We start from the raw sequence: 14,508 nt of genomic DNA, 5'->3' as shown, positions 1-14,508 counted from the left end.
TCGTCGATTTCAGAACGCCCATTTGATTTCGCTGCTCCAAACTATGTTTTATGCGACGTTGCCGTTGAAGATTGCGACAAATCCGTCACCTTATAATTCTTGTATTACCCCTCATCAGCGGGCTAGGCTAAGACCATGATAAGCTTGGGATCAAGCAGAGTTTCAACCCGACACGCCGTTTGAGGGCATTGGATCATAAAACGGGAAAAGGATTGCGATATCGCAAAGATCAAATTTCCTGCTTTATGTTCCGATGCACCGGCGGCGGTATCATAAGGGAATGCGCCATGAACGATCAACAGGCCAAAGAAACCGAAATTCGTCTTCCCGATCCCGAGGAACTGTCAACAGCAATGGCAGAAATCGCCGAGAGAAGTCAAAGACTTGTCTCTGATTTTCTGACCAAGCAGGCAGAAGACCCGGAAATTTCCGACCCCGATCCGCTTAATATCGGCTCGGCCTTTGTCGAACTGACCACCCATATGATGCAAAATCCGGCCAAGCTGGTCGAAGCTCAAATGGATTTGTGGCAGCAATATTATACGCTTTGGCATAACACCACGATGCGGATGATGGGTCAGGAATCCGAGCCCGTTGTCTCCCCGCAAAAAGGGGATCGCCGTTTCCGCGACGAGGCATGGGAAAACAATGAACTTTTCGATTTCATCAAGCAATCCTATCTGCTGTCGTCGCAATGGATGCAGAATGTTGTGCATGATGTCGACGGGCTGGACGACAAAACCGCCCAGAAGGTCGAATTTTATACCCGCCAGTTCGCCGATGCGATTTCACCGACCAACTTCATGATGACCAACCCGGAAGTCCTGCGCGCCACCATCGAAAGTGGTGGCGAAAACCTTCTTAAGGGTCTTGGCAACCTTCTGGATGATCTGGAACGCGGCAAGGGCAAGCTTCAGATCAAAATGACCGATCTGGACGCCTTTAAAATCGGCGAGAATGTCGCCACCACCGAGGGATCGGTAATCGGCAAGACACAACTGATGGAATTGCTGCAATACAAGCCGACAACCGACAAGGTCGCCAAACGCCCGCTGGTAATCGTGCCGCCATGGATCAACAAATATTACATTCTTGATCTGCGACCTGAAAATTCCTTCATCAAATGGGCTGTCGAACAGGGACACACGGTGTTCGTGCTGTCATGGGTCAACCCGGACAGCAAACTGGCCGAAGAAAGCTTTGAGGATTACGCACGAGACGGCGTTCTTGCCGCCCTTGATATGATCGAACAGGCGACCGGCGAGAACGACATCAACGCGATCGGCTATTGCCTTGGCGGGACGCTTTTGGCTTCCACACTGGCTTACATGGCGAAGAAGGGGGACGAACGCATCAAGTCCGCGACCTTCTTCACCACCCTGATCGATTTTGAAAAATCAGGGGAACTGTCGGTCTTTGTCGATGACAAACAGATCGAAAGCCTTGAAAACCGCATGTCGAAAGAAGGCTATCTTGACGGTCGCGATATGGCGATGTCGTTCAACATGCTGCGTGCCAATGATCTGATCTGGTCGTTTGTCGTCAACAACTACATGCTGGGCAAGGACCCCTTCCCGTTCGATCTGCTGTACTGGAATTCCGATTCGACCCGGATGCCAAAAGCCATGCACAGCTTCTATCTGCGCAATATGTATAACAGCAACCTGCTGCGTGAACCCGGCGGCATTACGATCCTGGGCGAAAAGATCGACCTGCGCGATATCAAAATCCCGGTCTATTTCCTGTCCACCCGCGAGGATCACATCGCCCCATGGCAGGCAACATATGCCGGAACGCAACTGATGTCAGGCCAGGTGAAATTCGTCCTTTCGGCATCGGGCCATATTGCCGGTGTGGTCAATCCGCCTGCAGCCAAGAAATATTGCTATTGGACTTATAACCGCAATCCCGCCAATCCCGATGACTGGCTCGCCAAGGCGGTCCAGCATGAAGGATCATGGTGGACCGATTGGCAAAACTGGATCAGCCGCCGTTCGGGCGAGCAGGTCGCAGCGCGTAACCCCGGCGATGGCAAGCTCAAGGTGCTTGGCCCGGCACCGGGTGAATATGTCAAAGTGCAGCTTTCCTGATCATCCGTCACAACTGGAATTTCCGGCCCGCCCGAGGTGGCGGGCCGTTTCTTTGCCCGAAGGATATTACCATGACACAGAAAATCGGTTTCCTTGGTGCCGGCCGCATGGCATCTGCAATGATTTCCCGACTGCTGGAACAGGGTTATCCGGTCAAGGTCTGGAATCGCAGCCCAGCCAAAGTTGATCCGCTTGTTGCCAAGGGGGCGATTGCCTGCGCAACACCGGCCGAGGCCGCAAGCGACGTTGACGCTGTCATATCCTTCATGGCCGACGATATTGCATCTGAAACCGTTTGGCTGGGCAAAAACGGTGCGCTGGGTGCCATGATGCCGGGCGCAGTTGCCATCGAATGTTCCACGCTTTCGCACGGTTTCGTTCTGGAGCTGTCGGCAAAGATCATGACCGCAGGCTACCTTTATATCGATGCACCGGTCACCGCCGTTCCGGCACAGGTTGCCGCGGGCGAAACCATGTTTCTGATCGGTGCAGATAATGCTGTCCTTAAACAGGCCCGCCCGATCATGGAAGCCGTCGCAAACCGGATCGTGCATTTTGGACCGATCGGATCGGGCACGGTTTACAAGCTGATGAACAATCTTTTGGGCGCGGTTCACATCGCGGCTGCCGCCGAACTGGTTGCAGTCGCCCAAAAAGCCGGGCTGGATGGAAATCTGGTTGCCGAAACATTTGCCAATGGCGCCGTCGCCAGCCGCACCGGTGTCATGACCATGCCCGGCATGATCAGCGGCAACCATAACGAAGGCATCCATTTCACCACCGCGTTACGCGCCAAGGATGCCGGTTATGCCATGTGGCTTGCCGATGAACTTGGTCTTGATCTGCCGGTTGGACGGTCCGCGACCGAAATGTTTGACCGCGCCATCGAAGCCGGGCTTGGCGACCTTGCACAAAGTGCGGTGCTCGAAACCATCCGCGGCAGGTAAGCCTATTTTTTCTTCTTTGCCGCGATGGCCGCTTCTTCCTGCTCGGCCAGAAGCGGTTCGTAACGCGCATCGGTCAGGGTTTTAAGAAACGCCACCAGCGCATCTATGCGCTTGGTATCAAGGGCATCCCCCTGCTCCAGCTCTTTAAGGGAAATGGTCTCGGGAACTTCGGCATCGCCCCACGGCTGTTTGGTTTCCGGGTTCAACTGGGCCGATTTCGCACGGCTGTTGTATTTGTTGTAAAACTTGATCACGGTACGAAGATCGGCAAACACACCGTTATGCATATACGGCCCGGTTACGGCAACGTTGCGAAGCCCCGGCGTTTTGTATTTGCCCTTGTGCGCAACATCATCAATCGCCGGATTATCCAAAAGGCCGTTATCGGTAAAATCCGGGTCTTTGCCATTTTCCGTACGAACGGCAAAATTCCGCGGCACACCGATATTGTGATATTCGTAATTGGTGAATGTCTCGCCCTCTGCCGTCGGCGAGGTTTTTAACTGATGACACACATTGCAATTGGTGAATTGCTGCGAGAAGAAAAGCACACGACCCAGTTCTTCCTGCGGCGTCATTTTGTATTCCCCGCGCAGGAAGCGGTCATATTTCGAATCAAACGGTGAAAACTGATCGGTGCGCTCGAACGCGGCAATCGCATCAGTCATCGCCCCGTAGGCCCCATTCGTATCGCGCCAGACATCATCGCCAAACAGCGCCTTGAAGCTCTCAACGTAATCGTCATCTTCCTGCAGGCGCGCAACCACGGTTGTCTTGTCCGGCATCCCCATTTCAACCGGATTTAGCGGCGGGGCCCCTGCCTGTTCGGCCAAATCCTTTGCCCGCCCGTCCCAGAACTGCCCGCCGACCGGCGTACCGTCTTCCTTGAAATGGAAATCAGGTGCGAATTTCGCATAGGCTGCCATGGGTGTATTGCGATCACCAAGCGATGCCCCGTCATCACCAAGCGAAAAGGCGCCCTTGGCTATCTCGCTACGCGGATCGCGGAATGCGGTTGTCGGTTCATGGCAACTCGCACAGGCCTGGCTTCTGTTTTTTGACAGATTGGTATCGAAATAAAGTGCCTCTCCCAAGGCTGCCTTATCGGCAAACGGCGATGTATTGCTTGCCAGTTCGGCCAGTAATGCAGCAGGCGATTTCTGCGATGTGATGCCATCCGCCGCCCGTGCGATGCCAACCCAGCCACCGCTGGCAACGGTCATCAGCATCATGGTTGCGAAAACACAACCAGGACGGAGAAACCTTCGGACAGGGGAACTGATAACAAGCGGCAAGACAGGCATCGTCGATATCCGGCATTCAATACTGGCCACATCATCGCGACCAATAATCACTTACAACAATGTAATTGCACCCTGCCTTGACAAAGGTCAATGGTCCCGGCCCGATAATTCCGGTCAGATCGCAATCTTCGGACGCCGTCCCATCATGGGAACCAACTGCACACCGATAATCGCGGCAAGGATCACCCCGCAACCGGCATATTCGGCAGGCGCCAGACGTTCACCAAGGAAGAAGGCCCCGGCAATTGCCGCAGATACCGCCTCGGCACTCATGATGATCGCGGCATCTGCAGCCTCGGTATAATTTTGTGCAACGGCTTGAAGGGTAAAGGCAATTCCGGCTGACATGATCCCGGCATAGAGGATTTCAAACCCGGCATTATGGATATCGGCAAAGCTGAAGGTTTCCAGCATCCCGCCCATCGCCATGCCAAGCAGACCGGTAATAAAAAACTGAACCGTGGCGACCAGTGCCGGGGCGTTGGTCCGTGTCACCATCACACCGATCATCACCACCTGAACGGCCCAGAACAGCGCACTTCCCATCACCCAGAAATCACCGGCCCCAAGAGCCGACAGGTTACCACCACTCAGAAGATACGTGCCCAAAACACACATCATCCCGCCCGGCCAGACCGACCAATGCGGCTTTGCCCGAAACACCATGAACGCCAGAACCGGCACCAACGGCACATAAAACGCTGTCAGAAAGGCAGCATTGGTTACGGTGGTATCCATGATGCCGATCTGCTGCAGAATGCTCGCCAGATACATCGAAATACCGGTAAAGATCAGGCCTAGCTTGTCGGCCCTCGAAAGCGCCCGTCCTTCGCGCTTCATTCTGCGCAATTCACGAAGGGCAAACGGCAACACGACAAGCGTCCCCAAAAGGAACCGCACACCGGTAAAATATTGCGGGCCGATATTGTCCATGCCGGTTTGCTGGACGACAAAAGTCGTGCCCCAGATCAGGGCCACAAAGACGATTACGGCATTCGCCTGCCAACGCATCATTTCCCGGTTCCGCTTCCTGGTCGCCGGGCGTGGTGGCGCGCGGCCTGTTCATATGGTTTTATGGGTCTATGAATTGCTTGCTAGCGCAGCATCCCCTCGCAGGCAAGATGATCCTTCACGTTCGGCAATCCCGATTGTCAGCCGGATTTAAGATCGTTGGGAATTGTCACACGATATTCCTGCGCCAGATCGGCATAACGGTCTGCCGATACCTTGAAAAATTCGATTTCCTCCTGCGTCAGGTCACGCACTTTGCGCGCCGGAACACCGGCCCAAAGTTCGCCCGCCGGGATGCGTTTCCCCGGCGCCAAAAGCGCACCTGCTCCCAGCATCGCCCCCTGTTCAATCACGCAGCCATCCATCACCGTGGCGCTCATGCCGACGAAACTTCTGTCTTCAAGCGTGCAGGCGTGGATGACGGCGGAATGGCCAATCGTCACATCATCGCCGATATAGGTGCCGAACTTTCCCTTGGCGACATGCACCATGGTCAGGTCCTGAATATTGGTGCGCGATCCGATGCGTATTTCATGGACATCGCCCCGAATGACACAGCCAAACCAGATCCCGGTTTCCGCCCCGATTTCAACATCGCCGATGATTGTTGCATTCGGCGCGATAAAAGCCGTTTCATCAATGGTGGGGCGCACCCCGCGATAGGTCAGGATCATGGTCTGGCGACCTTTCAATTGTGGGATCGGTTTTCACTGGCGCTGCACTTGCCCGTTACCGGGAAAATCGCGGCATCTTGACTTGTTAGTTTAAATTCTAACATGTGGATATGGAAACCCCGTTCTCATCCAAATCGTGATCATGCCCGCAAACCGGAAATCTGACTGCTCCCAAGCCCCCAGGCAGCTTGTCGGCTTCATTCTGCTGGCTGCGCTCATTATCATATGGGGTGTCACAATCGCCAGGGATGCCCGCGCGCAGTCAGCCCCCGGTCGCCCCGGACAATTGCATGCCGCCTTTTCGATATGGGAACCGTTTGTAATCGAAGACGCATCGGGACAACACGGGATCGACATGGGTATCCTGACCGAACTGTCGCACCGAATGGGCAAGGTTCTGGTGCTTCACCCATGCCCTTGGCGGCGATGCCTTAAAATGCTTGAAGAAGGCGATATCGACGTTCTTTCAAGCTTTGCCTACACCGCAGAACGTGAAAAATTCGCGTTCTACATCAAACCTGCCTACAGCCGCGTCAGCCCGGTATTTTATGTCCGTCAGGATGGGCAGACCGATATTTTCCGATATGAAGACCTGTCGACACTTGCTATCGGGTCCGTCGTTGATTCCCGCTATTTCGAGCCGTTCGACAGCGACAGATCCCTGAACAAATTCGAAGCCAGCAGCGAAATGCTGTTGTTGCGCATGTTGGAGGCAAACCGTGTCGATGTCATTGTCGGCTCGGACGCCAATGTCGATTTTGAAATCCGGCGCAACGATCTTGGCGATATGATCGAGAAGGCCGCATTTCGCCCCGACCATCACAATGACATCCATATTGCGGTATCGCGCAATTCCCCGCTGATGAGCCAGACCGACCAGATATCGAAAATCGTCACGGACCTGCGTGAAGAAGGTTTTATCGCCCGGGTCCATGCCCGATACTGGCCCGCCAGTGACGATGCGAAATATCCGGACGGGCCGCAACCGACAGAATAGCTGGTTTCTTACAATCTATCGGGCAAATCGTTTGGCCCCGGCAACACAGGCAACCACGCCGACTGTCACCACGATCATCAGGCCACCAACCGGCTCGGCCAGAAGCAACCCTGCCAGCAGCAAACCAAAGAACGGTTGCAGCAATTGCAACTGCCCGACCGCAGCGATCCCACCCAGGGCCAACCCACGATACCAGAAGAAAAAACCGATCAGCATGCTAAACAGCGAGACATAACCAAGACCAAACCACGCAGGCCCGCCAATCCCGGCAAAGCTATCGGGCAAGGTCGCAACGCACAGGGCAAGCATCGGCACCAGCGAAATCACCAGCGCCCAGCAGATTACCTGCCACCCACCAAGACGACGCGACAGTTTCGCACCCTCGGCATAGCCAAGCCCGCAAACGATGATCGCCCCCAGCATATAAAGATCGCCACGCAACGATCCCGCATTGCTTTCCATTGCGGCAAACCCGGCGACAAGCGCACTGCCAAGAACCGAAAACAGCCAGAACACGGCCTTTGGGCGCTCACCACCGCGCAGCACACCGAAAATTGCCGTCGCCAGCGGCAGCAAACCGATAAACACAATCGATCTGGCCGAAGTGATATGTTCAAGCGCAAGGGCGGTCAGTAACGGAAAGCCGACAACAACCCCGCCCGCCACCACCAGCAACGACATCCAGTCCGATGCCTGCGGCCGGGCGGTTCGCGATGCCAGCAACAAAATCGCCGCCAGCAAACCTGCAATTGCCGCGCGCGCAACGGTCAGAAACAGGGGATCAAAATCCATGACGGCAATCCGGGTGGCGGGTAACGACCCGCTGAAAATCAGGATGCCGATCATCCCGCTGATCCAGCCGCCACTTGTCCGTTGTACTCCAATTGCCATCGAAACCTCCGTCATGTTCGAAGGTTTATCTATCGCTTGCCAGCCGCACATCGACCAGACACAATAAAGTACAATTCAAACAAACTGTACTGATTACAGGAGCAATACAGTGGCACCTGACGGATCGTCAAAACAGTCGGACAACGGAACGCTTGTCGCTCGCGTCATGGCCGCAATCCACGACCGGATTGGGGCGCGTAATCTGCTTGCCGGGGATCGGTTGCCCTCGATCCGGGGGCTTGCGCGACAGATGAAGGTTTCAAATTCAACCGTGGTCGAAGCTTATGACCGACTGGTGGCCGAAGGCATGATCGAGGCCCGCCGCGGATCGGGGTTTTATGTGTCGGGTCATACCGCACCGCTTTCGATTGCCCAAATCGGCCCGAAACTGGATCGGGCCATCGATCCGTTCTGGGTTTCGCGCCAGTCACTTGATGCCCGGCCGGATATGATCAAACCCGGTTGCGGCTGGCTTCCGGCGGACTGGATGCCTGAAACCGCCATCAGACGCGCGCTTCGCAATCTGTCACGCGCTGATGATGCCACGCTCGTCGATTACGGCACACCGCTTGGCCTGTCCGCCCTGCGCCAACTCCTGTCGCGCCGAATGGGCACCTATGGCATCAATGCCGATCCCGGCCAGATTCTGTTGACCGAGTCCGGGACCCAGGCGATTGATATGCTGTGCCGGTTCCTGATCGAACCGGGCGATACGGTGCTGATCGATGATCCGTGCTATTTCAATTTTCAGGCATTGCTGCGCGCACATCGCGCCAACATTATCGGCGTGCCCTTTACCGCCACCGGGCCTGATATCGACGCCTTTGCCCGGATTGCCGCGGAACACAAGCCGCGTCTCTACATTACCAATTCTGGACTGCACAATCCGACAGGCGCATCTCTGTCGCCGATGGTGGCCCACCGCGTTTTAAACATTGCCGAAGAACATGACCTGATCATCATCGAAGACGATATTTTTGCCGATTTCGAAAACACACCTGCCCCACGGCTGGCAGCACTTGGCGGGCTTGACCGGGTTGTCCATATCGGAAGCTTTTCCAAAACGCTTTCGGCGTCGGTGCGGTGCGGCTATATCGCGGCAAGCCCGGACTGGATCGAAGGCCTGACGGACCTCAAGATCGCAACCGGCTTTTCAAGTCCGAATTTTTCGGCCGAACTGATTTTCTCGGTCCTGAAGGACGGCACCTATCGAAAACATATGGACACCCTGCGCGACCGGCTGATCCGAGCCATGTCCGTTACCGAAGCCCGGCTTGGTTCACTTGGCATCACACCGGTGATCAGACCCGATGCCGGGATTTTCCTGTGGTGTCGCCTGCCCGACCCCATTGATGCCGCGACACTTGCCCGCAATGCGCTGACCGAAGGGGTGGTTCTGGCACCCGGCAATGTTTTCAGCATCTCGCAATCGGCCGGAAACCTGATGCGCTTTAACATCGCGCAATGCGAGGACGACCGTGTTTTCACCGTTCTCGAACGCGCGATGCGGCCATGAAAAAGGGGCGCATCCAGATCGGACACGCCCCTTTTGACATGATGCTTTTGCGCGATTACGGGAACAGCGGCTCGATCTCAAGCCCCATGATTTCCGGCAGGCCCAGCATGACATTCATGTTCTGAACCGCCTGTCCCGATGCGCCTTTCACAAGGTTATCCTCGACCGCAACAATGATCACACGGCCCGGCACGCGATCCTTGACCACCCCGATCAGAACATAGTTCGACCCGCGCACGTGACGGGTCTGCGGGGTTGTGCCAAACGGCAGAACACGTACAAACGGCTCGTCGGCATAACGTTTTTCAAGGGCGGCCTGAATGTCTTCGGCCTTGGTGCCATCGGTCATTTTGACATAGATGCTTTCAAGGATACCGCGGCTCATCGGCATCAGATGCGGCGAAAAGTTCACCACAACATCCTGCCCTGCGGCCCAGCCAAGGCCCTGCTCGATCTCGGGTGCATGGCGATGTCCGCCGGTGCCATAGGCATGAATGCCTTCGGTGACCTCGGCATACAGGATGCCTTCCTTGGGCGAACGACCTGCACCGGTCACACCGGATTTTGCATCAATGATGATGTCGTCCGACTGCACCAGCTTCTGCTCCAGAAGCGGCGTCAGCGAGAGCTGCACCGGGGTCGGATAACAACCCGGATTGGCAACAACGCGCGCCTTTTTGATCTTTTCACGGTGCAGTTCAGTCAGGCCGTAAACCACATCCTTCTGCAAATCCTGTGCGGCATGCTCTGCGCCGTACCATTCCTTGTAGGTCGCGGCATCGAACAAACGAAAATCGGCCGACAGATCGACAACTTTGACATGATCCGGCAAACCGGCAATCACTTCCTGCGTCGTGCCATGTGGCAAAGCACAGAAAATAACATCTACCATAGACCAGTCCGCATCCTCGATCCGGATCATGGTCGGCAATTTCAGATGGGCAAGATGCGGGAAAACCTCCCCGAACGGACGTCCGGCGCGTCGGTCGGCGGTCAGCAGGGTGATTTCAGAAGCGGCATGGTGCGCAAGAATACGAACCAGTTCCGCCCCGGTATATCCACTGGCACCGAGAATTCCGACTTTGACCTTAACGTCGCTCATTTCAAATCCTGCTCCTTTAGGCTCACCCTAACCTTTATGGTCAGCGGGCGCGATTAACGGGCGGATGTTGGCAAACAAGCCCCGCAGATGCAAGCCTTTAGGCGGCTTTTCCCCTGCATCGCGGGATCATGACCCATGCAGCGATGACATGCATCACATTGGCAACCGATAATCACGGTCGTCGAGATTTGCGGACATTGGCCGGACAGGCGCGCTTATCCTCGGGCAGAACGGTATAAAACCTCTCGATCTGCTCGAACCCCGTCGGGGCTGCCACCGGATAGCCCGATACATATCGATGATCCGACAGGCCAAAATCGCTGGCCTTGAGCCCGGATCGTTGCTGCCAAATACGGCGATGGGTATCCGATAACGTGATTTCGGGATCATCGATCAGAAAAATCGCATCGCGTGCGATCCGGTCATTATATTTATGCTGGGATGGCAACCATGCCGCCAGTTGGCGGCGCAATTCACCGGGGCTTGGTCCATTACGCGTCCGGCTGGCGAACTTGACCATCTTTGCCGACAGGTCGGAAACATTGCCGGGTGGTGCCATGCCATGCGTCGCCATATCGATGAAATAGGCCAGATCAATCTCGGTCGGGTCACGCCCGATAACGGGCTTTAAGGCAGCATAAATCTTGAAAAACCGCGCGATTTTACCGCCATCGGCATTGGCCGCATCATATACCCGGCGATAGGCACGCTGCACCTCGGGCAGTGCCCCGTACCGTGCAAACCGGGCGGTAAAATCGGCCCGACGATCCGGATCAATCCAGATCGCACACAGGATATCAAATGCACTTTGATTGTTGCCCAGCGCCAACCGGTGCATCGCATCCGTATGCGGACCAAAGACGGCATTGAGCAAGCCGGGATTGGCCCGTTCGGCGGCAAAGACAATTTGCTGGATTTCCGCCCCGGCCCCGGCGGTTGCCCCGCGCGGCCCCCATGTCAGATAGGCATTGGGATCGTTGGTATAACACCACGGATCACCTTCCAGATACCGCTTGCCACTGCGCGGGTTGCGCGACTGGCAGAAATTGAACTGGATGGCATCATAATCCGTGCCTTCAAGTGCAAAGGTCAGATGATTGGCACGCGTAATCGCATCGGGAAATGGCTGTTCTGCCGGCATCAGCAACTTCCATAAACCGACCGTAATCGCACCGGGGGTCGCAGCCCCGATTTCCGATTTGACAGCCGGGTCAAGACAGGGCTGTAAATCCATGATCGCCTGACGCGTCTTGGCCCCGACGATGCCATCCGTCGCCCCATAGGCCGACGTGCTACCGCGCTTGCAACTTGCCGCGGCCACAAACAACCGACCCTGAAAATCGGCAACCGCGCCATATTTCCCCAAAACCAGCGGCCTGTCTTCAAAACGATACAGGACCTGGGATAAATTCTGTGCGGCTGCATGAACCGGCATTGTACCGGCAAATAGCCCTGCCACCAGTCCAAGGACCGGCAGCAGGATTTGTTTAAAGCGCAGCAATCTCTCAGGCCCGGTCACGGGCGCACCTCATTGACATGAAAGCTGTGCGGTCAGCTTAACCGGGCTCGTCAGCAACGCCAAGCGATAGGCGCCGTCCCCCTCAAACCCGATGGCCTCATATGCCCTTGCCGCCGCCGGGCTATCTGTTGACAACACCGCATGGGTCACGCCACGCGCTCGTGCCGCCAGAAGCGTTTTCGCCACAAGAATGCGCGCATAGCCATTGCTGCGCTGTTCGGGCGGCGTCCAGACCGGACCGATCTGGACCATGTCGGGCAGTTCGGCGTTGAACCCCGAAAGGCTGACCGGCACGCCATCCACCACAAGCACCCACATGTTGCGGTCATTAAGCGCATGGACAAGGCGACTGGCGATCCGGCTATCAAGCGCTGGCGTATCCTCCCTGCCCAGCGCCTCGATTTCGTAGGCGCGCAGCCAGCGCAGCAGCGTATTGCGATCAATCCGTTCGGCATCCACCATCTGGAAACTGTCCGACCGCACATTTTGCGGCAGGATCAGATGGGCAAGATCAAGACGATAAAAAGCATCGCATGCATTTATTGCGAATTGCGCATCACCAAGCCCAAGCATCTCGATCACGCTTTGCGCCTGATCGGCCGGACCATAGAAACCGGCCACCGCCTGCGCATTTTCGGCGTGGAACAGATGAATCAAACCACGCGGCACGGGTTTCCCGCCGGTTTGCACAAAGACATTACCATTGCCGAATATCGCCAAAACCGCCGTCACCGCACCATCACCGGAAACTTCGCCGTAATAGCAGCCCGAAAGCGGATGATGACGTCGGTTCATGCCGGTTTTTCGCAAATTGCTGCGCAGGACCATGCTGGTTTCGGCATGGGTCGCGAGAAATGCGTCAAGGGCATGAAGATCGTCATCTTGCAGCTTTCTGTACTGCATATCGGGGGTCCCTTTCTTTGGGCTTCAGGTAATTGCCAACCTTCCGAATTGGCATAAAAAAAGACCGCTCCATTAGCGGTCCTTCACATATCGCAAGGTAATCCAACAGAGGTTCAAACACTTATGTCTTGAAAGCTCGTCGCATTGTTCCAACCATTGGATGTCACCTTAAATTCAAAAAATCTTTCTTTGATGGATTCTTATTATCATAACCTTCCGAATTTTCGATCCTTCTTTTTAAAATTCTTTTGCGACTACAACATCACCCTGATTCCGGAATACGGAAACAGTTTGGCCCCCGCAAGAAGCTGATTTTCAATTCGGTTTGCGATAACCTCCGAAACTGGTATTACCATTACCGAGCGCATTTTATTCGGAGTTGACCTCATGCCAGTGATTACCTGCGTCGAAGACCTGAAACGTATCTATAAACGTCGCGCACCGCGCATGTTTTACGATTACGCAGAATCCGGAAGCTGGACCGAGCAAACATTCCGTGAAAACACCACCGACTTTCAGGATATTCACCTCCGTCAACGGGTCGCGATCGACATGGCCGGGCGCTCAACCAAAAGCCGGATGATCGGTCAGGATGTAGCCATGCCTGTCGCCCTTGCCCCCGTCGGACTGACCGGCATGCAATGTGCAGACGGCGAAATCAAGGCTGCCCGCGCGGCGGAGAAGTTCGGCGTCCCTTACACATTGTCAACCATGTCGATCTGTTCGATAGAAGACGTTGCCGAGAACACATCAAAGCCCTTCTGGTTACAGGTTTACACACTCAAAGACGACGATTTCATGAAGCGGCTGTTTGACCGGGCGAAAGCAGCCAAGTGCTCGGCCGCGGTCATAACGGTGGATCTTCAAATGCTGGGGCAACGTCACAAGGATTTGAAGAACGGCCTGTCCGCCCCACCCAAGCTGACCGTCAAATCAGTCGCCAACATGATGACAAAGGTGCAGTGGGGGCTGGGTATGCTTGGCACCAAACGCCGCTTCTTTGGTAACATCGTCGGCCATGCCAAGGGGGTTGCCGACCCCTCATCACTAAGCACCTGGACCGCCGAAGCGTTCGATGAATCACTTGATTGGGACCGTATTCGCGAGTTCCGCAAAATGTGGGATGGGCCCTTGATCATCAAGGGGATCATTGATCCGCGTGATGCCCTGGAAGCACTTAACGTTGGTGCAGATGCCATCATTGTTTCCAACCATGGCGGACGCCAGCTTGATGGTGCCCTGTCCTCAATCCGTGCATTGCCAGCCATCATGGATGCCGTCGGTGACAAGATCGAGGTCCATCTTGATAGTGGGATCCGCTCTGGCCAGGATGTACTGAAAGCACTGGCACTGGGTGCCAAGGGCACCTATATCGGGCGCGCCTATGTTTACGGTCTGGGCGCAATGGGCGAAGCTGGTGTGACCAAGGCGCTTGAGATCATTCACAAGGAACTCGAAGTTTCCATGGCGCTTTGCGGCCATACTGACGTGACCAAGGTCGATCGCGATATTCTGATGATCCCGCGCGATTTCTCGGACCGCTGGCAATAACGC

At 55.5% G+C, this 14,508-nt stretch carries 12 protein-coding genes; 5 read left to right on the top strand and 7 right to left on the bottom strand.

Annotated features, from left to right (window positions below; genetic code table 11):
* The first annotated feature begins 287 nt into the window (after window positions 1–287).
* Window positions 288–2,090: a PHA/PHB synthase family protein gene (locus LG297_RS08105; RefSeq protein WP_404426411.1), complete on the top strand. Its 1,803-nt coding sequence runs from the start codon at window positions 288–290 to the stop codon at window positions 2,088–2,090.
* Window positions 2,091–2,161: 71 nt separating this feature from the next.
* Entirely contained in the window at window positions 2,162–3,037 is an 876-nt protein-coding gene (locus tag LG297_RS08100) for an NAD(P)-dependent oxidoreductase (RefSeq protein WP_404426410.1), read from the top strand.
* A 2-nt stretch (window positions 3,038–3,039) separates the two neighbouring features.
* On the opposite strand, the gene LG297_RS08095 is transcribed toward LG297_RS08100, so the two are convergent.
* The 3 genes from LG297_RS08095 to LG297_RS08085 form a co-directional block, all read right to left on the bottom strand.
* Window positions 3,040–4,260, bottom strand: a complete 1,221-nt coding sequence (locus tag LG297_RS08095) for a cytochrome-c peroxidase (protein WP_404426409.1) — start codon at window positions 4,258–4,260, stop codon at window positions 3,040–3,042.
* 195 nt (window positions 4,261–4,455) lie between these two features.
* The gene (locus tag LG297_RS08090) at window positions 4,456–5,355 is read right to left on the bottom strand and encodes a DMT family transporter (RefSeq protein WP_404426408.1); all 900 of its coding nucleotides are present in this window, start codon (window positions 5,353–5,355) and stop codon (window positions 4,456–4,458) included.
* A 137-nt stretch (window positions 5,356–5,492) separates the two neighbouring features.
* Window positions 5,493–6,026 carry a gamma carbonic anhydrase family protein gene (locus LG297_RS08085; protein ID WP_404426936.1) on the bottom strand — a complete coding sequence of 178 codons (534 nt, stop codon included), beginning with the start codon at window positions 6,024–6,026 and terminating at the stop codon, window positions 5,493–5,495.
* Window positions 6,027–6,168: 142 nt separating this feature from the next.
* On the opposite strand from LG297_RS08085, the gene LG297_RS08080 reads away from it, so the two are divergent.
* Window positions 6,169–7,023, top strand: a complete 855-nt coding sequence (locus LG297_RS08080) for a substrate-binding periplasmic protein (protein ID WP_404426407.1) — start codon at window positions 6,169–6,171, stop codon at window positions 7,021–7,023.
* A 15-nt stretch (window positions 7,024–7,038) separates the two neighbouring features.
* Here LG297_RS08080 and LG297_RS08075 read toward each other — a convergent pair whose 3' ends face one another.
* Window positions 7,039–7,914: a DMT family transporter gene (locus LG297_RS08075; RefSeq protein WP_404426406.1), complete on the bottom strand. Its 876-nt coding sequence runs from the start codon at window positions 7,912–7,914 to the stop codon at window positions 7,039–7,041.
* A 109-nt stretch (window positions 7,915–8,023) separates the two neighbouring features.
* On the opposite strand from LG297_RS08075, the gene LG297_RS08070 reads away from it, so the two are divergent.
* Window positions 8,024–9,430, top strand: coding sequence for a PLP-dependent aminotransferase family protein (locus LG297_RS08070; protein WP_404426405.1), 1,407 nt, complete (start codon window positions 8,024–8,026; stop codon window positions 9,428–9,430).
* A 55-nt stretch (window positions 9,431–9,485) separates the two neighbouring features.
* Here the strand turns inward: LG297_RS08070 and argC are convergent, their stop codons facing one another.
* From argC to LG297_RS08055, 3 genes are all read right to left on the bottom strand, one after another.
* The gene (gene argC / locus LG297_RS08065; protein ID WP_404426404.1) at window positions 9,486–10,532 is read right to left on the bottom strand and encodes an N-acetyl-gamma-glutamyl-phosphate reductase; all 1,047 of its coding nucleotides are present in this window, start codon (window positions 10,530–10,532) and stop codon (window positions 9,486–9,488) included.
* A gap of 172 nt (window positions 10,533–10,704) precedes the next feature.
* Entirely contained in the window at window positions 10,705–12,033 is a 1,329-nt protein-coding gene (locus LG297_RS08060) for a hypothetical protein (RefSeq protein ID WP_404426403.1), read from the bottom strand.
* A 27-nt stretch (window positions 12,034–12,060) separates the two neighbouring features.
* A complete protein-coding gene (locus LG297_RS08055) occupies window positions 12,061–12,954 on the bottom strand; it encodes a GNAT family N-acetyltransferase (RefSeq protein ID WP_404426402.1) in 894 nt (297 codons plus the stop codon).
* Window positions 12,955–13,341: 387 nt separating this feature from the next.
* Between LG297_RS08055 and LG297_RS08050 the strand changes: the two genes are divergently transcribed.
* Window positions 13,342–14,505: an alpha-hydroxy acid oxidase gene (locus LG297_RS08050; RefSeq protein ID WP_354377098.1), complete on the top strand. Its 1,164-nt coding sequence runs from the start codon at window positions 13,342–13,344 to the stop codon at window positions 14,503–14,505.
* Window positions 14,506–14,508: the final 3 nt, after the last annotated feature.

This window comes from Thalassospira australica (assembly GCF_044790785.1).
GTDB classification, from domain to species: domain Bacteria; phylum Pseudomonadota; class Alphaproteobacteria; order Rhodospirillales; family Thalassospiraceae; genus Thalassospira; species Thalassospira australica_A.
This window is presented reverse-complemented; position numbering and strand designations above follow the sequence as displayed.